The 19,372-nt window shown below is 70.8% G+C and carries 17 protein-coding genes and 1 pseudogene; 9 read left to right on the forward strand and 9 right to left on the reverse strand.

Annotation, left to right across the window (positions count from 1 at the left end):
- Nucleotides 1–19: 19 nt before the first annotated feature.
- Nucleotides 20–676 (reverse strand): signal peptidase I, encoded by a 657-nt coding sequence (gene lepB, locus OG625_RS37525; RefSeq protein WP_329389905.1) that lies wholly within the window; start codon nt 674–676, stop codon nt 20–22.
- Between the two features lie 407 nt (nt 677–1,083).
- Entirely contained in the window at nt 1,084–1,230 is a 147-nt protein-coding gene (locus OG625_RS37530) for a hypothetical protein (RefSeq protein ID WP_329389907.1), read from the reverse strand.
- A gap of 147 nt (nt 1,231–1,377) precedes the next feature.
- Between OG625_RS37530 and OG625_RS37535 the strand changes: the two genes are divergently transcribed.
- Complete coding sequence (locus tag OG625_RS37535; protein WP_329389909.1) at nt 1,378–1,638, forward strand: ATP-binding protein; 261 nt, start codon at nt 1,378–1,380, stop codon at nt 1,636–1,638.
- A gap of 17 nt (nt 1,639–1,655) precedes the next feature.
- On the opposite strand, the gene OG625_RS37540 is transcribed toward OG625_RS37535, so the two are convergent.
- The gene (locus OG625_RS37540) at nt 1,656–2,234 is read right to left on the reverse strand and encodes a hypothetical protein (protein WP_329389911.1); all 579 of its coding nucleotides are present in this window, start codon (nt 2,232–2,234) and stop codon (nt 1,656–1,658) included.
- A 376-nt stretch (nt 2,235–2,610) separates the two neighbouring features.
- Between OG625_RS37540 and OG625_RS37545 the strand changes: the two are divergent.
- Nucleotides 2,611–3,237: pseudogene (locus OG625_RS37545) on the forward strand (transposase); the annotation flags it as partial.
- A gap of 233 nt (nt 3,238–3,470) precedes the next feature.
- Here the strand turns inward: OG625_RS37545 and OG625_RS37550 are convergent.
- Complete coding sequence (locus OG625_RS37550) at nt 3,471–4,874, reverse strand: MFS transporter (RefSeq protein ID WP_329389913.1); 1,404 nt, start codon at nt 4,872–4,874, stop codon at nt 3,471–3,473.
- Nucleotides 4,875–4,969: 95 nt separating this feature from the next.
- Here OG625_RS37550 and OG625_RS37555 point away from each other — a divergent pair, with 95 nt between their 5' ends.
- A complete protein-coding gene (locus tag OG625_RS37555; protein ID WP_329389915.1) occupies nt 4,970–5,548 on the forward strand; it encodes a helix-turn-helix transcriptional regulator in 579 nt (192 codons plus the stop codon).
- Nucleotides 5,549–5,743: 195 nt separating this feature from the next.
- Here the strand turns inward: OG625_RS37555 and OG625_RS37560 are convergent, their stop codons facing one another.
- Complete coding sequence (locus OG625_RS37560) at nt 5,744–6,286, reverse strand: GNAT family N-acetyltransferase (protein WP_329389916.1); 543 nt, start codon at nt 6,284–6,286, stop codon at nt 5,744–5,746.
- Nucleotides 6,287–6,466: 180 nt separating this feature from the next.
- On the opposite strand from OG625_RS37560, the gene OG625_RS37565 reads away from it, so the two are divergent.
- Nucleotides 6,467–7,336 carry a transposase family protein gene (locus OG625_RS37565; RefSeq protein WP_329389919.1) on the forward strand — a complete coding sequence of 290 codons (870 nt, stop codon included), beginning with the start codon at nt 6,467–6,469 and terminating at the stop codon, nt 7,334–7,336.
- A gap of 356 nt (nt 7,337–7,692) precedes the next feature.
- On the opposite strand, the gene OG625_RS37570 is transcribed toward OG625_RS37565, so the two are convergent.
- Nucleotides 7,693–8,373: a response regulator transcription factor gene (locus OG625_RS37570; RefSeq protein WP_329389920.1), complete on the reverse strand. Its 681-nt coding sequence runs from the start codon at nt 8,371–8,373 to the stop codon at nt 7,693–7,695.
- Nucleotides 8,374–8,623: 250 nt separating this feature from the next.
- Here OG625_RS37570 and OG625_RS37575 point away from each other — a divergent pair, with 250 nt between their 5' ends.
- The 3 genes from OG625_RS37575 to OG625_RS37585 all read left to right on the forward strand — a co-directional run bounded on the left by OG625_RS37575 (nt 8,624) and on the right by OG625_RS37585 (nt 12,225).
- Entirely contained in the window at nt 8,624–9,586 is a 963-nt protein-coding gene (locus tag OG625_RS37575; RefSeq protein ID WP_329389922.1) for an ATP-binding cassette domain-containing protein, read from the forward strand.
- A complete protein-coding gene (locus OG625_RS37580) occupies nt 9,583–10,407 on the forward strand; it encodes an ABC transporter permease (protein ID WP_329389924.1) in 825 nt (274 codons plus the stop codon). Before OG625_RS37575 ends, OG625_RS37580 begins: the two co-directional genes overlap by 4 nt.
- Before the next feature lie 120 nt (nt 10,408–10,527).
- Complete coding sequence (locus OG625_RS37585; RefSeq protein WP_329389926.1) at nt 10,528–12,225, forward strand: sensor histidine kinase; 1,698 nt, start codon at nt 10,528–10,530, stop codon at nt 12,223–12,225.
- A 484-nt stretch (nt 12,226–12,709) separates the two neighbouring features.
- Here the strand turns inward: OG625_RS37585 and OG625_RS37590 are convergent, their stop codons facing one another.
- Nucleotides 12,710–15,700, reverse strand: coding sequence for a hypothetical protein (locus tag OG625_RS37590; RefSeq protein WP_329389928.1), 2,991 nt, complete (start codon nt 15,698–15,700; stop codon nt 12,710–12,712).
- Nucleotides 15,697–16,137 (reverse strand): hypothetical protein, encoded by a 441-nt coding sequence (locus tag OG625_RS37595; RefSeq protein ID WP_329389930.1) that lies wholly within the window; start codon nt 16,135–16,137, stop codon nt 15,697–15,699. The genes OG625_RS37590 and OG625_RS37595 overlap by 4 nt, the downstream gene beginning before the upstream one ends.
- A gap of 368 nt (nt 16,138–16,505) precedes the next feature.
- On the opposite strand from OG625_RS37595, the gene OG625_RS37600 reads away from it, so the two are divergent.
- Nucleotides 16,506–17,138: a hypothetical protein gene (locus OG625_RS37600; protein ID WP_329389932.1), complete on the forward strand. Its 633-nt coding sequence runs from the start codon at nt 16,506–16,508 to the stop codon at nt 17,136–17,138.
- Nucleotides 17,139–17,392: 254 nt separating this feature from the next.
- Here OG625_RS37600 and OG625_RS37605 read toward each other — a convergent pair whose 3' ends face one another.
- Nucleotides 17,393–17,521, reverse strand: a complete 129-nt coding sequence (locus OG625_RS37605) for a hypothetical protein (RefSeq protein ID WP_329389934.1) — start codon at nt 17,519–17,521, stop codon at nt 17,393–17,395.
- A 234-nt stretch (nt 17,522–17,755) separates the two neighbouring features.
- Here OG625_RS37605 and OG625_RS37610 point away from each other — a divergent pair, with 234 nt between their 5' ends.
- A complete protein-coding gene (locus OG625_RS37610; protein WP_329389936.1) occupies nt 17,756–19,063 on the forward strand; it encodes a hypothetical protein in 1,308 nt (435 codons plus the stop codon).
- Nucleotides 19,064–19,372 lie beyond the last annotated feature (309 nt).

Here is a 19,372-nt window from a genome sequence, read left to right on the forward strand (position 1 = left end):
CTTGGAAGGTGGGACAAGCTCACGAGGCGGTCCCCAGGGCCGCCGCGGCCTTCTCCGCCCGTCGTCGGACCACCCACGCGAGCACGTGCAACAGGATGCCGACGAGGAGCGCCCCCGCCCCCGCCAGCTGCCCCATGGCGACCAGCAGGGCCGGCGGCCGCGTCACGACCCGGTCGGTCACCCCGAAGGCGGCGACCGGCCCGTTGTCGGCGAACTGCGACCCGGTGGAGTTCTCCCGGTGGTCACTCATCAGGAACACGTGCCCGACGGGCACGGTCACCTCGAAGGGCACCGTCGAAGGCGTCTTGGGGTCGTGGAGGTACGGCTCGTTGAGCGGCTCCTCGTTGAGGGTCAGCGCCGCGTCGCCGATCTTGTACGAGATCCGGTCGCCGGCGACGGCCACGACCCGGCTCACGTCGTACTGGCCGGCGAACCACGGCACGGAGGCGAGTACGACGTCGCCCCGCCGCACCTCCTCGGGGCTGACGGGCTCGAAGAAGACCAGGTCCCCGTCGTGGTACGTCGGTTCCATGGCGACGCCGAAGTGCTTGCCCGGGTTGAAATCCCGCAGCGGTACCGCGATCTGCACCACGGTGGTCACCGCCAGTGCGAGCGCCCCCGCGGCCACGACCGAGGTCCTCGCGATCCCCAGCCTTCGGCCCGGCCTGCGTTCCATTTCCGCTTTCCCTCCCGACGGTGCCGTGCAATGGCCAGAACAGTACGGTCGGTTCGATGCCGCAACGCAGTCGGGTCCCGTACCGGAGCGGTACGGGACCCGACGGAGCAGCCGAAGGGGCAGCGGATGCGCCATTCTCGTTTGGGGAGGGGGCCTTCCCAGCTGTCGGTACTCATGTCTGCCCAGTCGGGGGAGACGAAGACGGGGCGTGTGCGGGCGTGGTCGCCGTTCCGCTGGCAGCGCATGATCGGTCCGAGGCCGGGAATGACCGCCTCGCCGTTGAGGCCGATGCGCAGGTCGTCGGGCCCGTCGGCGCCGGCTTCCAGCCAGAGGGTGAGCTCGGACGGCAGCCAGCCGACGAGTGCGGTGTCCTCGTAGACGACCTGAGCCTTCGGTGATGAACTGGATCAGAGTTTCAGCGGCCCGAAGGTGCCCTCTCGGAAGGTGAAGGTGGTCGGCTCGGCGTCGAACTCCTCCTGGAAGTGCCCGCAGTAGCCAGGTTCTGCGATGTGAGGTGCGAGCAGGTCCAGGATGGTGTAGAGGTCACCCATCATGTCGTCGAGCCAGAGGTTGCGGCTGAACAGTCCCCAGCCGTGGCGTTCAACGCCTGCCGCCGTGAAGTCACGGGACTGGCGTCGCAGGGATGCAAAGTCTCCTCCTGGCAGGCGAGTGTCAGGGTCCGGGGCGAACAGTGGATATGAATGTTCCTCCGCGTCGGGCTCTGCCGGCCGCTCGGGGACAAGAAGGGCGCCAAGTTCCTGTTCCGGATTTTCACCGAGCGCGAGGAATGCAAGGCGACCGCCGTCGCCACCAACTCCCCGTTCGCCGAGTGGGACAAGACCTTCGGAGACCCGCGTGTCTGCGCGTCCATCGCCGGCCGGATCACCTTCCGCTGCACCCTCATCCAGACCGGCACCGAGTCCCACCGCTTCCGGATCACTGAAGCCGAACGACGCGGCTGACAGGGAAGCCCTCCCGGTCAGTCGCGGCTGGACAGAGGAGTGCGCAGTTCCACACGGAGCTGAACGGACGTGAGGATGGGTAGTCCGAACAAGGCGTGACGCAGTTCCGTCGATCGCGCGGCGATGACGTCGAGGTCCCACAGCTGGCGCTTGAGTTCGTTGATCAGTGCCTTGTCGGTGTCGAGAAGGTCGCCCTCTTCCAGCTCGGCGCCGGCAGGGTACTCGAGGTGCTGATCATCGGTAGCCCGGCCACTGGCCCAGACAGCAAAGTCGGTGCATCCGAAGAGGTACGCATACGCTGTACTGAGGGACGCGGCTGCGGCGGGCTCGTGCGCATCGTCGGAGCCCACCAGGCGGTCGTGGTTGCAGTAGTCGCTGAGCATGTACTGGGCCAAGCCGCGGTTGACGGCGGTATGGGCCGCCGGATCGCCGAGGACGCCCTCCCACACTGAGTTCAGGAGCGGTCGCAGACCCAGAGTGAAGGCTGCCTGTTCATTCTCGGGCAGGGCCTCGTGCCGGCTCATCAGGCGCTCGGCAACACCTGCGGCGAAGACACCCCACTCGCTGGGCGACGCGGCCTCCAGACGCGCTTTCACGACGCTATGAGGTCCTGCCACGTGTCCATTCGAGCCCCCCCCCGAGCCAGATTTCGGCGTGATCAAGCCCGCCTCGGGAGTTATCCCATCCACGGCTGAAAACGCTTGAGGCAGTCGCCGGCAAGCCGACTGGACATCAAAAGGGCGGGCCCGCCCGACACCGCGCATGTCAGGGACACGGACCAGAAGGGCCCAGGCCACCAAAGTACTGGCCCGTATCCCCGCTACCGCAGACACTCCCACCCACACGTCACTCGATCAGGGTGGCTCCCATTCTCGCCGCCGATCAGGACCTGCATCGCTGTCCATCGCGTGCACAGACGGACCAACGCGGCTCCCGAAACCACCGCCCACATGGCTTTCGTTCACCCCGCCGAAAACAGGCCGGCCGTGGAGCCTGCCTCTGGAGGACCGGGCACTCCTGGTCGCGGCATACTGGCGCACGAACTTGACGATGCGGCAGCTCGCCCTGCTGTTCGGGGTCTCGAAGTCTGCAGCAGACCGGATCATCGACCATCTGGGGCCGATGCAGGCGCTCCAACCCCGCAGGCGTTTCGCCAAGGACACCGTGCTCATCGTGGACGGCACCCTGGTGCCCACCCGCGATCACACCATTGCCGAGCGGTCGAAGAACTACCGGTACTCCACCAACCACCAGGTCGTCATCGACGCCGACACCCGCCTGATTGTCGTTGTCAGCCGGCCGCTCGCCGGTAACCGCAACGACTGCAAGGCGTGGGAGGAGTCCGGAGCCAAAGCCGCCGTCGGCAGGACCCTCACGATCGCCGACGGCGGCTATCCGGGCACCGGACTGGTCATCCCGCACCGCCGCGATCGCGGGCAGGCCGAACTCCCGGCTTGGAAAGAGGAACACAACAACTCCCACAAGCAGGTCCGCGCCCGCGTCGAGTACGTCTTCGCCCGCATGAAGACCTGGAAGGTCCTCCGCGACTGCCGTCTCAAAGGCGACGGCGTTCATCACGCCATGCTCAGCTGGGCTCGATGGACGAGGTCACGGCCCACGCCGATGCTCTCCGCCGCCCCCACCCCGAGCGGACAATGGCTCTGGGCGGTGGACGGGTGGCCCGGACCTTCGGGCACCCGCCCGCCGACCCACTCCGGCGGCGGCCCTGATGGCCCTCACCGTGGCGATCCTCGACGACCCGAGTGGACACCACACCCTTGTGCCGCTCCTGTCAGGAAAAATGCCCAGCGCCGAGGCTTCCGCAACACCCTTTAGATAGGGGTCCCGGTGGACCGTGGCCGCGCGGCGCGGGCCACGACGAGGAGGAAGAGTCCGCAGGCCGACACGAGCAGCCATCCCGGTCGGGTCGCGGCGGCGAGGCCGGCGGGGTCGGCGCCCGTGACCAGGCCGCCGGCGACGGCGATGCCGACCGCCGCACCGACCTGGCGCGCGGTGGAGGTGATCGCCCCCGCCACTCCGGCTCGGGACGGCGGCAGACCGTTGACCGCGGTGTTGGTCAGGGGGGCGTTGGCGAAGCCGAACCCGATGCCGATCAGCAGGAAGGCGAGGAAGATCAGCGACACGCTCGTGTCCTGGTCCAGGTTCACCAGGCACAGACCACCGGCCGCGGTGAATCCGCCCGCGAGGATCAGCGGACGGTGCGGTCCGAGACGACCCACCAGGGTGCCGGACCAGGGCGCGCACACAGTGGCCCCGAGAGCCATGGGCAAGGTCGCGGCGCCGGTCGCGAGCGGTGTCCAGCCACGGGTGTGCTGGAGGTAGAAGGTGTTGAGCAGGAGGGTCACGTTCAGCGCGACGAACACCGCCGTCGCGCCGAGCACCGCTGTGACGAACGGCGGTCGGCGGAAGAGGCCGAGGTCCATCAGGGGTTCACCGCGGCGCAGCTCGACGAGAACGAAGCCGGCCGTGGCCGCCGCTGTCAGGGCGTAACCGGCAAGGGCCGAGGGCGACGTCCAGCCGATGCGGGGTCCTTCGATGAGGATCCCAACAGAGACGCAGAGGACCACGGTGAGGAGCACCTGGCCGGGCAGGTCGAGGCGCCGGGCGCGCTCCCCGCGGGACTCCGGCACGAACACGGCGACCAGGACGAGAGCGGCGATGACTACCGGCGCGTTGATCCAGAACACCGACCGCCAGTCGAACGCGGCGATGAGCGCCCCGCCGGTGATCGGGCCCGCCGCCATGCTGAGCCCGAAGACCGAGGCCCACACCCCGATCGCGCGGGCCCGTTCCCGTGGGTCGGGCATCGCGTTCACCACGATCGCCAGGGCTACCGGACTCAGCATCGAGGCCCCGATTCCCTGGACGGCCCGGGCGGCGACGAGCACGCCGAGGGACGGGGCGAGGGCGCACGCGAGGGATGCCAGGCCGAAGACGAGCAGTCCGCACTGGAAGACCCGACGGCGCCCGAAACGGTCCGCGAGGGCGCCGGAGACGATGAGCAGGCTGGCCATGACCACGGTGTAGGCGTCGACGACCCACTCGAGACCACGCGTGCCCACATCGAGGCTTCGCCCGATTTCGGGCAGCCCGACGTTGACGATGGTGGTGTCCACACCGACCAGGAACATGCTGAGCGCGCAGACCGCCAGCACCGTCCGGCGCCGGCGCGCGCTCAGCGGGGAGGGTGGAGCGGCAAGGGATTTCGTGAGCACGGGAGTTCCCCCTTCGACGAGATCGGACGCCGCCCAGAGTCGGGCGGGGGAAGGGCCCAGGACCAGAAATTTTGCGGAGACCGCAAAATGGCCGTATGGACGCCGAACTCGTAGGACTCCTCGACAGCATCGGGCCACGGCTGCGCGCCCTGCGGCGCGACCGCGGCCTCACCCTCGAAACCCTCGCGCAGGACACTGGGATCTCCGTGAGCACGCTGTCGCGCTTGGAGTCGGGCCGGCGGCGTCCGACGCTCGACCTCCTCATTCCGCTCGCCAGGGCGCACCGCGTCGCGCTGGACCAGCTGGTGGCGGCCCCGGCCACCGGTGATCCGCGGGTCCACCTGACACCGCGGAGCCGGGAGCGCGGAAGCGTCCTCGTCCCGCTGACGCAGTACCCGGGCCGGGTCCAGGTCTTCAAGCAGGTCCTCGCGTACCGCGAACCGAGGCTGGTGACCCACGCCGGTTACGAATGGCTCTACGTACTCGCCGGGGAGCTCCGCCTCATCCTCGGGGAGCGCGAGGTCACCCTCCGACCGGGTGAGGTGGCCGAGTTCGACACCGGCGAACCGCACTGGTTCGGCCCCGCCGGCCGCGAAGCGGTGGAGATCCTGCACCTCTTCGGCCCCCACGGAGACCAGGCCGTCATCCGCACCGGCCAGACGACGAGCGGCTGAGAACGCCGCTTCCGGGCCGTGGAGGGCCTACTCAAGAAGAACGACGAAAAGCCAGACGAGTCATTTCGATGTGATCGTTAGTGGTCGTAAGCGATCAGGGATCGTGTGACGGGCTGGCCGGTCTAGTGGTTGTGCCAGATCGCGGCGGCCATCGCCAGGATGCGCTGGGCGACGCGGACGGCGACGCCTTCGCCATCAGCGAGTGGTTGTGACGTACTGGTCCGACGACAACTCGAACACCCTTACTCGCCGACCGCCGGTGGGATTGACGGTCTCACGGACCGGATGCATCCCCAGTTTGGTCATGATCCGTTCGGAGGCGTCGTTGCCCACTTGAGTGATGCTGACGATCCGCTCCAGCCCTCGCTCTTCGAACCCGAACCGTACAGCGGCCGCGGCGGCCTCGGTGGCCAAGCCCTGCCCCCAGTGGGAACGTCCGAGCCGCCAGCCGACCTCAACCGCCGGCAGTACCTCCGGCAAGAAGTCGGGTACCGAAAGCCCGGTGAAGCCGGCCAGCTTGCCAGTGGACCGGATCTCCACGGCGAACAGGCCGAAGCCCTGTGACTCCCACTCGCTTTCCCATGCCTGGACCCCGCCGCGAGTCTGCTGTTCGTCACGGACGCTGCCGTCACGGATCCACCGCATGACCTCGGGGTCGGCATTGATGGCAGCCATGGGCGCAACGTCTTCCTCGCGCCAGCGCCGCAGGATCAAACGGGGAGTCTCAAGCGTGACCATCCAATCATTCTGGATCACAAATGGGCTCTCCACCAGGCACTTTCGATACACGCCCTAACGAGCTCGTGCATGGTTGGCGGTGCGACGCTGGATCTTGATCCCTGATCATGTTCGTGTGGTGGGAACGGGACTCGTGCAGCGATCATCAGCGACCGGAGGATCACAGGTCTATCGGCCGAGGTGATCACCGAACTCGTCGCCGAGGTCGGTCCGTTATGGCATGAACGGCATCAGGCGGGACTGGAGTCCAGGCCACGCAAGCGGGCCGTGGGCGCCGGGGCAAAGCACAAGCTGGTCTTTGTCGACCGGCTCCTGGCCACGCTCGTCCACCTTCGCCACGGTGCCACTCACGACGTGCTGGCCTGCTGGTTCGGTGTCGACCGGTCCACGATCACCCGCGCTATCGGCGAGGTGCGGCCCCTGCTCGCAACCCGCGGCTGCACCATCGCCACCGGCGTCCGGCTCCGCACCCTCGCCGAAGTCATCGACCACCTCGGCGCCAGCGGACAGACCGGAATCATCGACGGCACCGAGATCCGCGTCCGCAGGCCCGCCGCCAGCCGCAAGGACCGGGAGAAGTTCATCTCCGGCAAGAACAAGCAGAACGCAGTCAAAGCCATGATCCTCACCGACGCCAGCGGCAGGCTCCTGTTCTGCAGTCCAGCCCAGCCGGCAAGCTGTGCCGACATCACCCACGCCCGACAGTTAGGCCTGGTCAAACACCTGACTGACGGCCCGGCCGTGGAAATCCTCGCCGACGCCGGCTACCAGGGCCTGGGCGCCCAGACCGGCGGCCGCGTCGTGACACCACCGCACCGCAAGTTCAAGAAGAACCCACCGGACTGGTACGAGGAGATCTACGAGCGCCAGCGCAAGGCACACTCTTCACGCCGGATCCGGATCGAGCACGGCATCGCACACCTCAAGAACTGGCGAGCACTCGCCCGCCACCTCGGCCGCCGCGAGCACATGAGCGACACCATCCAAGCCGTCGCCGGACTGCTCTCACACCAGCAGACCGCCACCCGCAGGGCCTGTCAGCCACAGTGACCACCGGGCCGACCTTGCACCTTTCGACGTGCCACAGCCAACCATGCACGAGGTCGTTAGGCCTCCCGCTTGCGTTCCATCGCGCCCTGCGCGGCGCTCTGGGTGGTGGCCGTAGACGCACTCACATATTGCCCTCGGACAGCACCCCGGCTTGCCGGGCAGCGACGGCTCACCAGCAACTCACATATTCCGACCGTGCTGCGGCTGAATCACCAACAGCATCTGGAAGAGCGGTCAGAACCGAGGTTGGCGCTTGGATGCGGCCGTGGGCCGGCGTGGCGCCGTAGCGACACCCGCAGGTGTCCGGCGCTTCTGGCCGCGGAGTGACCGGCGCTCGGCAAGACGCCGGCACCGGGTCAGCGGGGGCGTGGTGGGACCAGGCCGGCTTCGTACGCGGAGATGGCCGCCTCCACCCGGTTGCGCGCGCCCAGTTTCGCGAGGACCGCGCTGACGTGGGCCTTCACCGTCCCCTCGACCAGGTGGAGGCGGCTCGCGATCTCCGCGTTGGACAGCCCCGTTCCGAGTCCGGCCAGCACCTCGCGCTCTCGTTCCGTCAGCCGATCCAGTGAGCGGTGGGGGTGTGCCGCCCGGTGGGCGCGCAGTCCGGCGATGACCCGGGCGGCAACGCGCGGCGACAGGTAGGCTCCGCCGGCTCCCACCGCGCGTACTCCGGTGAGCAGTTCTCTCGGGTCGTCCGCCTTCAGCAGGAAGCCGTCGGCGCCCTCCTCCAGGGCGCGGGTGACGTACTCGTCCTGGCCGAAGGTCGTCAGCATGATCACACCGACCGCCGTCGGCTCCCGCTGGAGCCGCGCCACTGCCGACAGGCCGTCCAGGCCGGGCATCTGGATGTCCAACAGGACTACGTCCGGCCGGTGTTGGCGGGTGAGCGCTATGGCCTCGTGTCCATCGCCTGCCTCGGCGACCACCTCGACGTGCGGGTCCCGGGCCAGGATGGCCCGCACACCCGCCCGGACCATCGCCTCGTCGTCGGCCACCAGGACCCGGACCGGTCGGCTGTTCGGTGTCTTCTCTTCCACTCGGTGAGCCTACGGGTGGCACGCCTCCGCGCGACGGCGTGCTCCGGAGATCCGTCCCTGGGAGGGGCGCACCCCCGACGAAAGGCAGGGTGCCGCTGCCGTTCGACCGATGGGCCCCGGCGCCGCGGACTTCTAGCGTCGCTTGCGTACGGGAAACGCGGTGGCCGCCCCCGGGCCAGGCCCACCATGCGTCGGTCGGTGCGCGCCGCCGTCGACTTCCGTATTCCGCGACCGACAGCGAAGGAACTCCGTGATCACCCTCCGAGGACTCACCAAACGCTACGGCGGCACCCTCGCCGTGGACGACCTGACATTCGATATCCAGGCCGGCCGCGTGACCGGCTTCCTCGGCCCCAACGGGGCCGGGAAGTCCACCACGATGCGCATGATTCTCGGCCTGGACCACCCGACCCGCGGGCGAGCTCTGATCGCCGGCCGGCCTTATGCGGACCTGCGGCGGCCGCTGTGCGCGGTCGGAGCGATGCTGGACGCCCGGGCCGTCCACCCGGCCCGTTCCGGCCGCGCGCACCTCGTCGCCCAGGCCCGGGCCAACGGCATCCCCGTACGCCGTGTGGACGAGGTGCTGGAGACGGTGGGTCTGACCAAGGCAGCCAGGCGGCCGGCCGGCACGTATTCGCTCGGCATGAGCGGGCGCCTCGGGGTGGCGGGTGCCCTGCTCGGCGATCCGCCGGTGCTCGTCCTGGACGAGCCGGTCAACGGCCTCGACCCGGACGGCGTGCGGTGGATCCGCCGGCTCGTGCGCGACCGGGCGGCGGAAGGGCGCACCGTCTTCCTCTCCAGCCACCTGATGAGCGAGATGCAGCTGACGGCCGATCACCTCGTCGTCATCGGACGGGGCCGGCTGCTGAGCGATACCTCCATGACGGAGTTCCTCGCCGCCGCATCCCCCGCGTCGGCGCGCGCCTCGGTGCCCGACCCGGAGGAACGGGCGACGCTGGTCCGCCGCCTGATGACGGCTCCCGGGGTGAGCGTCGAGACGTCCGTATCCGGCGAACTCGCCGTCGAGGGCCGGACCGCCGCTGAGATCGGCGATCTCGCCCACCAATGCGGGGTCCGGCTGCACCAACTGAGTGATGTCCGGGTCTCGCTGGAGCAGGCGTACATGGACCTGACCGCCCGCAGCGTCGAGTACGCAACGGGCGGCAGCGGCACGGATACGACGGTCGCAGCGAACGAAGGGGTACGACAGTGACCACGACCACGACCGCGACGACGACACCCGACAAGCGGACGGCCCCGCCCCGGGCCGTGTCCCCGGGCCGAGGCACCCCTGATGGCTTCGCCGGGGCGGTCGCCTGCGAGTGGACCAAACTGTGGTCGGTCCGAGCCCCCTACTTGTGTCTCCTGGCGGGCCTCACGATGACCGGGGTGTTCACCTCCTACTACGCCTCGATCGCCCGTATCAACGGGCACCCGGTCGAGCCGGTCGGGAACGCGGCGGCATCCTCCGCCGTCCTCGTCCAATTCGCCGTCGTCGTCCTGGCCACGGTCGCGGTGACCTCCGAGTACTCGACGGGGAGCGTGCGGGCTTCGCTGCTGTGGGTGCCGCGACGGCACCGGGTGCAGGCGGCGAAGGCGCTGGTCGTAGGCGTGGTCGCGTTCGTCGCCGGCACCGTCTTCGCAGTCGTGGGCACGGCGGTGGCCTGGGGTCCGTTTGGCGGACGAGCCTCCTTTGAGGCCGGCACGGTCCTCGGGCAGGTCCTGGCCGTCGGCGTCTACCAGGGCCTGGTTGCCGTGCTGACCGTCGGGGTGGCCTTCGCCGCGCGGCACCCGGCCGGCGCACTGTCGATCCTCGTCACGCTCCTGTGGGCGCTGCCGAGCATGCTCCTCGGGCTCGGCAGCCCGGCACTCGCGGCCGTCAACGCCTATCTGCCGCACGGCGCGGGAGATTACTTCATGCGCGTGAGCGCCGGGGCCCCGTACACGCCGGCGATAGCGGTTGTGATCGTGGCGGCGTGGGCCGCGGCGGCGCACCTGGTCGGCCTGTGCGTGCTGCGCCGCCGGGACGCCTGACGCTGCGTCGGGACCGGCCCGGACACCACCCGGCGCGCACCGTGTCGTCGGCGTCCGGGCCCGTCCCGCAGAATCGACCGGGTAGGTCAGGACATCCGACGGAGGGACGGTCGACGCACCGTGCTGCACACGCGCATACCCCTACCCCCGGCCAAGTCGGTGCTCGTCGACGTGGCCCTGTGGGGCGTGCTCGCCGCCTCGACCGGCTACGGGTTCCGGGATGCGGGCGCGGCCTCGCCGGTCTGGGACCTGCTCCTTCCGTTGGCCGTCCTGGCGGTGGCCGTGCCGCTGTCCCGCCGTCGGCCGGGGTCCGCGGTCGTCCTGGTCAACGGGCTGTGCGCGCTCGGCCTGGCCGACTCCGCGACCCCCGCCAACGCCCACGTCCTGTCGCTGGCCGCCGTGAGTTGTCTGCTGGGCGCCCGGGTCACCGCGGCCCGGAGCCCGCTGCTGGTGCTTGCCGGGTGCCTCGCCGTCGATGTGGCGACGTGCGCCGTGCTGGGGGTGCAGGCCGTGTGGTGGTTCTGGGCGCTGACCGTGCTGCCCGCCGCCCTCCTGCTGCCGTGGCTGGCCGGACGGCACTGGCGCGGCCGACGCGAACTCGTACGGGAAGGCTGGCGGTTGGCCCGGAGCCTGGAAGAGCGCCAGCACCTGGTCGCGGAGCGGGCGCGGCTGACCGAACGCGCGGACATCGCAGCCGATATGCACGACTCGCTCGGCCATGCCCTGAGCCTGGTCGCCCTGCGTGCCGGAGCCCTGGAGCTCTCCCCCGACCTCACCGACAGCGATCGGGCCGATCTCGCCGAGCTGCGGGGCACGATCGCGGACGCCGTCGAACAGCTGCGGGAGACCGTTGCCGTCCTGCACGATCCGCCAGGAACGGACGCGGCCCTGACCGTAAGGGACACCGTCGAAGACCTCCTCGGCCGGGCGGTCGCCTCCGGGGTGCCGGTGCGGTGGGAGAGATCCGGGCCGGTGCCCGCGCTCTCGCCCTTGGTCGAACGCGGGATGTACCGGGTGGTGCAGGAGGCCCTCACCAACGCCGTGAAGCACGCGCCGGGCGGACCGGTGAAGGTCGGGTTCACTCACGGGGCCGACCGCACCAGGGTGAGCATCGTGAACATGGCCCCGTCGGCCGACGGACCGCCGGCGGACCATGCGGAGGGCACGCAGGCCCGCGTCGGTGGGCGGGGGCTGACGGGTCTTGGGGAGCGGGTGACGGTTCTGGGCGGTTCGTTGCGGACCGGCCCGTACCAGGGCGGGTTTCGCGTCACCGCCGTCCTCCCGCACCAGCCCCCATCCCGCCCGTCGACACCGGCGCCGACGACCCGAGCGGGGTTCAGACTGCCCGCATGGACCCGAGGGACCCAAGACCATTCTGCCTGGCCGTCCGAGAAGGCTCCCCATCCGGCCCCGGACACGGAGGTCACACCCCTGGAGTCCGCCCGCCGCCTCGCCGCGGCCCGACGCGACGCCCGCCGACGTTCGGTCGCCGCCTTCGCGGCCCCCTTGGCCGCGGCCGCGTTTCTCGTGCCCTCCGCCGTCTACCTGGCCTGGCAGCTGACGACGAGCGTGCTGCCGCCGACCCGGTTCGAGGAGCTGCAGCCCGGCCGGCCCCGCACCGAACTCGCTCCTCTGCTGCCGGCCCGCGCCTTCCCCCACCCGCCCGACCACGCCCGTACCGCACCCCGGCCGTCCGGCACCACCTGTGAGTTCTACCGCTCCGGCCGCGACTTGCTGGACCAGGTCGACCTCTACCGGCTCTGCTGGGACCGCGACACGCTGGTGGCGAAGGACACGGTGCCCGCGAACCGGCCCTGACCGCGCTGGCGGCGGGCCGTCCGCCGGGGCCGTGACCCCGGGTGCGCTCGACGGTCCAGGCCCAGCGCATGTCTGCCCCGGGGCGGGTCGGGGGAGCGAGGTAGGGGTGTGAGGGCGGGTGTTCGGTGGGGACGTGGCTGTACTCGGCGCCGTCCACGCGCAGTAGGTACTCCTCACGTAGTCGGCGGGCTGCACCCCGAGGTCGGCCGTCGCGGACCCCAGCGCTACGGCTACCTGGCAGCGCCACCCGGACGGCGTCCATTTCTGGGCGATCAGGGAGGCCTTGGCCTCCTGGCCGTCGGGGCGGGTCAGCCGGACCGGTGGGGGAGGCGGCCGGGTCAGGTTTGCGGGTCTTGTGCTCGGCATTGGCGGCTTTACGCCGCGCGGTGATGTCCTTGGCGGCTCGGCGATGGACCGTACGCGCGCCCACGAGTAGAGGTGGAGGCTGGTCGGCGCCGTCAACGTCGGCCCGCTGCCGGCCTTCTCAGGGGGCTCGGCGCCGCGCCGGACGGACGAGCCACCGCCAGGGCGGGTGGTGCCGGCGGATCCTCCGGCGCACCGCGCCGGCCTCCTCCGCCGCGCCCGTCTCCTCGTGGAACCGCGCCAGGATCCCGAGGGTGCGGACCACGTCCTCGCGGTACGAGCCGGGGTCGGCAGTTGCCATCATCAGGTCCTCGTACACCCCGACCGCACGGAGCAGCAGCTCTTCGACTCCCGTGTCACGCCCCATTGCCCGACGATGGAGAGCAAGCCGGACGAGCGCCTCCGCGTGATCGAGGTGGTCCCTCGTCAAGCCGCGCTCGGCCAGCCTCCGGTACGCGTCGGCGATCTCCGTGCGCGCGGCGAGCCCTGTGGCGCCTTCTCGTGCCGCCACCGGGAGGAGCAGGGCCACGAGGCGCCGGGTGTAGACCGGTGCCTTGATCCGCGCCATGTATCGGTAGACGGCGGTCTCCAAGGCATCGGTCGCCTCGCGGGCCTGCTGCGCTCCGTAGTGAGCTCGGGGCACGCCGCTCACGTCGGGCGGTGGCCGCATGCGGCTGCGCAGCTCGTCGGCCTCGGCGCGGACGACACGTGCCTCTGCGGCGCGGCCCCTCGCTTCCAGGGCGCCGACGTGGGCCCGCAGGGACTGTTCCAGCGACGGGGCCAGCGCGTCTGGGTTCGCCTTGGCACGACGCCGGTTCATCGCTACCGCCCGGGTGCTCGCGTCGAGGGCCCGCTTCCGCCAGTCGGTGCCGATGGGGAGCTGATGGCGCCAGGTGAGCAGGAGGCCGGAAAGGTTGGACAGGGCCAGTGCGTAGGTCCCGGGATGGTCGGGCGGGTCGCCGGCCGTCCGGCGCCCGAGGAGGTGCACCGCTCCCTCCGTCGCCGCGACCGCGGCGCCGCCGCGCCCCGAAGTGGAGAGGTCGGCGCCGATGTTGAGGAGGGTCGCGCCGAGGTCGTTGCGGTGCCGCTCGGCGTCCTGCTCGGCGAGCAGGACGAGCACGTCGAGCGCCGTGGCATGGGCGCGGAACCCGTCCGCCCACCGCCCGGCGGTACCGAGGGCCCGCGCGTGATCGCAGAGGGCGAGCGCCCACCGGGCCTGTCGACCGTCGGGGCCGAGCCCGGCGAACCGGCCCTCCGGGTCGGTCTCGGCCAGGAGGCGCTCGAAGTGCACGGCCCGTTCCGCCGCCTCGCAGGCCTCGTGCGGCCGGCCCAGACTCGTGTGGCTGGTGAACAGGTTGGCGTACGCCACGCCCAGGTGCGGGGTCTGCGAGCCGGGCCGCTCGGCCTCCAGCCGCTCCAGGAGCGCGACGACCCGCACCGTCGAATGGTGCGCCTCCTCGTACCGTCCGGCGCCGCGCAGGGCGCTCGCCAGCTTGCCGTGGACGACGGCGTGCCGGTCCGGGTCGTCCGTGGCCGCCAGCCAGTGCCGGGCGAGCCGTTCCACCAGGACCGCGCGGGCCGGGTCGAGGTCGGGGTGCTCGCGCTGGGGCAGACGAGCCTCGATCGCCTCGAGGAGTTCCATGTCGATGTCGTCGAGCGCGGCGACCGCGGCGAGTGCCCGTCCGCCGGCAGCGACGGCGAGCCATGGTGCCCGCCGCAGCAGCGGGTACAGGTGGTCGTGGCGCACGTGCCGCCAGCGTTCGGCGGACGCGGCAAGGAAGATCAACGCACGGGGCGTCCACGGCGCCGGACGCGCGTCGCCGCCGTGCGGCAGGAGGCGGCCGAGCGCGTCCGGGGCCCAGGAGGACGGCGGGTAGACGCTCTGTGCGCGGTGGCCGGGAAGGGTGAGGGCGAGGAAGTCCTCGGCGAGCCGGTCGGGCAGCAGGGGTTCGAGGACGATGGCGGGTTCGGATCCGGAGGGCGGGTAGCAGACGCTGTGGTCGGCGAGGACCCGCTCGGCGGGGTGCGGTGCGGCGGGCGGGCTTCCGGTCACCCGGTCGACGACGTTCCGGCCGATCTCCCGGGGTACGGTCCCCGTCAGTACGGCCGCGAACACGGCGCGGTTCATCACCTGCGGCGGAGTCGTGTACGTCCGCCCCGCGGCGGCCGTCGCGCGGCCCGCGTCCTGGGTGTGGAGCCGCGCCCAGTGGGCCTGTTCGCGGTTGAGGAGGTACGTGACCAGGCCGACGGCGTCGGTGGGCGTACGACGGCCGTGACGGTGGGCGTCGACGGCGACCAGGGCGGCCATGTGGACGGCCAGAGTCAGCCCGAAGTCCGGCCCGTCCAGGGGTACCGGCGGGGGCACTCGTAAGGGCGTGGTGTCGGGCGCGCCCGGGGCGACTCCGAGGCAGGCGGCGAACGTGTCGCGGGCGGCCTCGAACATCTCGGCACGTTCGCCGCCGTGCTCCCGCAGGGGCTCCAGGGCCTGGAGGGAGGTGGCCGCCTGGGAGTCGTGGAGGGCGGCCTGCACGGCCGGCCACTGGTCCGTGCTGCGGGCCAGCAGCAGCACCCGGGTCGGCAGGTCGGGATGGTGGAGCAGCCGGTTGCTCAGCAGCCAGGTGAGGTGGGGGAGCGGCCATTGGTCGGCGTAGTCGACGACCAGCAGCACCCCGGCGGCGCCCGCGGCCCGCAGGTCGCCGCCGGCGCTGCCCGGGAGCACGTTGCCGGGGCCGTGCACGGCCCTGACGACCTTCCACCCTTCGGCGACGCTGTCCCGGGCGAACGCCGCCGCGAGGCGGCTCTTGCCCTGGCCGCCCGGCCCGTGCAGCCAGCGGACGGCGAGCTGTCGGCCGACGGCGCCGCGCCACGCGCGGAGCTCAGCGAGCTCATCCGTGCGGCCGGTGAAGGGGACGATCTCGTGCCGGGCGCTGAGCAGGCGGCTGGGCAGCTCCCGCAGCCATTCCGAGTCCGACTCGGGCGGGGGGAGCCACTCCTCCAGGACGTAGGAGGGCTGCCCGTCCACGTACACATGGACGTCGGCGCCGACCACGCCGTACGCGAAGCCCCCTTCCGCAGTGACGTGCTGACGCGCCGACGGGTCCGGCGCGCTCATGCGGGGGGTTCGCCGGCGGCCGGCCGGTGATGGTGCACATGTACGCTGCTGCCGGGTCCCTGGGCGCCGAAGGCGGTGCCGCCGGCGTGCGCGGTGATGTGCTGCGACCACTCCTGGGCGGCCGGGGGCACCGAAACCTCCTCGATCAGGGCACGCAACTCATCCGCGGTCTCCGGGTGTTCGCGTAGCAGGGCGCCGATCCGGCGCGCCCAGGGGCGTACGAGGTCGTTGCGTACGCCGTCGGTGTCGTCGCTCTCGTCCGTGACCAGTTCCGCGTCGCCGTCCAACTGGGCCCGCAGCGCGGTGGACCGCTCGTCGCCACGGCGGTGGAAGAGCTCGACGACGCGCTCTCGGGTGCCCTCCCAGGCGCTGGTGGCCATGGCCGCCACGATGGTCGTCGCCCCCGTCATGGCCAGCACGGTCATCGGATCCGACATGGAACTCCTTTCCGGGCGTCGGGTGACGTCATGCCGGCGAGGGTACCGACGACGTCGCGTTCCGTCCGGTGTGACCGGGGGACACAGCCCGAACGAGTGGCGCGGACCGATCTGCCTCTGCGGCGTCCGCCAGTCGCGGCACCGTCGTGAGTGCGGAGCCGCACCCGAAGCCCAGGCCTCGGGGCCGTTCGGCGCCTCTGCGGGCCGTCCTGGCTCCGGTCGACCTGGTCTGGGCGTGCCTGGACCGTCCGGCCGCCCGTCGCCTGGTGGAGGCTGCTGCCCGCAGCGAGCTCGCTCGGCCGGCCGGGTTCGCCGGTGCTGCCGTAAATGCAATGACCTGCAATGACGCACCGTGACACAGTCACGGCATGTCCAACGACGTCGCCTATCCCGTGTTCCGTACCCCCGACCCCGCACTCGCCCTGAGCACCGCGCGCCGCCTCATGGAATTCGGCCGCTGCGAGTACTCCGAGGTTTCCGTGTACGCAGAGCTCCCCTCCGTCGCCGAGGTGCGGCGGATGGCGAAGGAACTGCCCGAGGGGTGGTTCCGCGGGCAGGAGGAGCACGGCGAGTTCGACGGGGTGCCGTTGGAGGAGTACCCCGTGCTGGTTGTCGGCGTCCAAGGGCCCGGTCTGCCGACCGACCCCACCTCGTACGACAGACGGCTGCCGGTGGAGTGTTCGCTGCTTGACCTGCCGGTCGGGAGTATCGAGGACGCCTTCACCGCGGCGATCGGCCCGAACACGGGTGAGATCAACTGGGAAACGCTGTGCTGGCCGGACGCGTCCGAACTCGGCTTTCGCGGTGAGCACAAGCACTCCGAGGTGACACTCCTCCTCAACACTCACACGCGTCACCTCCACGAGCCCGCTGACGACCACACGGTCCTCGTTCACGTCCGCAGCGCCATCTTCGACGGCCACCAGGTGAACGAGCCGTACGCGCACTGGATCGCCGAACAGGTGGGACTCACGATCATCGGGCCCGGACAGCGGCCGTGAAGCCGGCCGCGCCGCCCGATGAGTGGCACCAGCGGCCGCCATTCACCTCTGCGGACTCGGTGCTCCACACCAACTCGGCCTCCGCCGGGGAACGGCGCTGCGAAGCGCGCGGCATCCCACTACTCGCCTTGCAGCAGGCGGTCAGCTCGACGTCGACGTCGACGTCGACCTTGCCGGTGTCGACCGCGGTCTCGATCCAGTCGAGAGGGTCGCTTCTCTGAACTACTTGCGCGGCACGACTCCTGGGCCGACGTTCAGCGCTGCCAGAGGAACATGGCCTCGCTGCAGGGCCGGCAGTTGAAAAGATAGCCGCGCCCTCCGCCGCCGAAATCCGCGGAGGTGGCGAAGTCGTACCCCTCCGCCAGCTCGGCCGTGAACGTCACTTTGGCAGCCGTCTTTGCTGTGGTGTTCGCGGTGCTGCTCGCCTCTCACGCCCGGGCGGACCCTTGCCGGCAGCGGGACAGGCAGGCTCTGCGGCCAAGTCCGTCTTGTCGTCGGACCTGTTGTCAGTGGCCTCCGGCATGATGCGGGGCATGTGACGGCCCGTCCTACCGAGGGTTTTCGAGGCCGTCGGCAACAAGGGGAAGGGTGCTGTGCGCAAGCCGGTCACAGGAGAGGTGCACGTTCACTACGGTCAGATCTACGTTGCGAGCGATCCGGACAATCCGTTCCCGGGCCTCTCCGAGGCGTTCGCAGGCCAGAGCGGGGGACTGTGCGGGGCGGCGGTCCCGGGTGCTCTCTGGCTGATCACCGGGTTGCACACGGGCAACGTCCGCTTCGTCGTGGAGGTCCACGACGAGGATCCTCCGCTGGACCCGGTCTGGGAGGACGTGGTGGAGGTGTCCTTCCACCCGGTGTCGGAACGCACCAGTTTGGTGCAGTGGGCGGGCGAGGCCGCTTGGGACCTGAATCTCGCCCGGAGGGACTACCGGGTGCGGTACTGCGCCCAGAGGATGGATGAGGGACGGAAGCTCGACACCAGAGTGTCCGGGGAGCCACAAGCGGACAGCTACCTCCTGCAGTTCTGGCCCGCGCCGCCCTGCGCAGACCGTGTGGTCCGCCAGACCTCACAGAGCGCCGACTACTGGCACCGTCACGCGCGCGAACTTCCACCACCGCCCACACCGGAGCAGCGCGCCGAGACCGAACGCCTGGCCCGTCAGGCGGATGAGCGGGCCGCCGAGGAGCGGCGACTGCACTACGAGCGATGGGAGTGGGGCGGTCGGCTGCCGAGTGAGGGACTGCGCGGCGTCGGCGGCAATGTCCACGGTCTGCTCCGCTTCGACAGCGATCTGGTGCATGCGCTTGCTACCGCAGGTTCCGAGGTCCAGCGCGCGGTGGCATCGTTGGCCGCCCGGCGGGCCTGCGAGGCGGCGGGCCTGATCGGCCTCGCGTGGGTCACCCAGGCGCTCACCGCGTTGGCGGAGAGGCGTCCCCTGCCGCCGCCGTTCGACGACCCGGACCGGATGTGGGAGACCCTGAGCTCCGATCCACAGGTCCCGAGTCGGTCGGTGCTCCAGGCGGTACCTCCCGAGCGGCCGCCATACCGTCCACTGACGCCCGCGGCGGCGGCTGAGTGGACGCGGCTCCCAGCCGCGGAATCGGGGGACGATGGGCGGAGGCGGCGGGGCCTCGGCCGGGGACTGGGCGCGCTCCTACCGCCGGCGCCCGCCGGCGACAGGCCGACACCGCCCGGGGGTGTGGGGCATGGCGCGGCGGCGGTGCACACCGCCAGCACTGTGCGCGGCCCCGAACGGATCTCACAGCCGTACTTCGCTCTTCCCGCCGTGCTCGCCGCCGCCGAGCCCGACCCGCTGAAGGCGGCACTGGACGCGGTGTGGCACGCGGTGAACACGTACGGCGAGCACTACCCAGAGCTGCTGGAGGAAATCCGGTCGGCGTGCGCCGACCAGGTGGAGGACTGAGCAAACCTGCTGTCCTGCCGTCGGTGCTTCCCGGTAACGGGCTTCAATCTCTGACACCACTGAGTGAGTGAGTGAGTGAGTGAGCCCGGCCGGCCATCGCGCATCTCTGCCGATACTCCGCCGACGAACAGGCTCACCGTATCTTTCTGCCTGCGGGAATCGGTCCTGCTGCTCACTCCGGTGCGCTGGTGATGGGGATTTGGCTGTGGCGGATATTTCGTGACGGTCAGTCCTAAACATCCGCCACGACCCGTGATGTCCGTTGCCCAGCATGGTGTCCGTGGGGGATGAACGCTTCAGGGATCTGGT

It is taken from the genome of Streptomyces sp. NBC_01351, from assembly GCF_036237315.1.
In the GTDB taxonomy this organism is placed as follows: Bacteria; Actinomycetota; Actinomycetes; order Streptomycetales; family Streptomycetaceae; genus Streptomyces.

Excerpts from the sequence above, each read along its gene's own strand:
- lepB (WP_329389905.1), bottom strand. The coding sequence starts at position 676 with ATGGAACGCAGGCCGGGCCGAAGGCTGGGGATCGCGAGGACCTCGGTC.
- OG625_RS37530 (WP_329389907.1), bottom strand. The coding sequence starts at position 1,230 with ATGATGGGTGACCTCTACACCATCCTGGACCTGCTCGCACCTCACATC.
- OG625_RS37535 (WP_329389909.1), top strand. The coding sequence starts at position 1,378 with ATGTTCCTCCGCGTCGGGCTCTGCCGGCCGCTCGGGGACAAGAAGGGC.
- OG625_RS37555 (WP_329389915.1), top strand. The coding sequence starts at position 4,970 with ATGGACGCCGAACTCGTAGGACTCCTCGACAGCATCGGGCCACGGCTG.
- OG625_RS37560 (WP_329389916.1), bottom strand. The coding sequence starts at position 6,286 with ATGGTCACGCTTGAGACTCCCCGTTTGATCCTGCGGCGCTGGCGCGAG.
- OG625_RS37590 (WP_329389928.1), bottom strand. The coding sequence starts at position 15,700 with ATGAGCGCGCCGGACCCGTCGGCGCGTCAGCACGTCACTGCGGAAGGG.
- OG625_RS37595 (WP_329389930.1), bottom strand. The coding sequence starts at position 16,137 with ATGTCGGATCCGATGACCGTGCTGGCCATGACGGGGGCGACGACCATC.
- OG625_RS37600 (WP_329389932.1), top strand. The coding sequence starts at position 16,506 with ATGTCCAACGACGTCGCCTATCCCGTGTTCCGTACCCCCGACCCCGCA.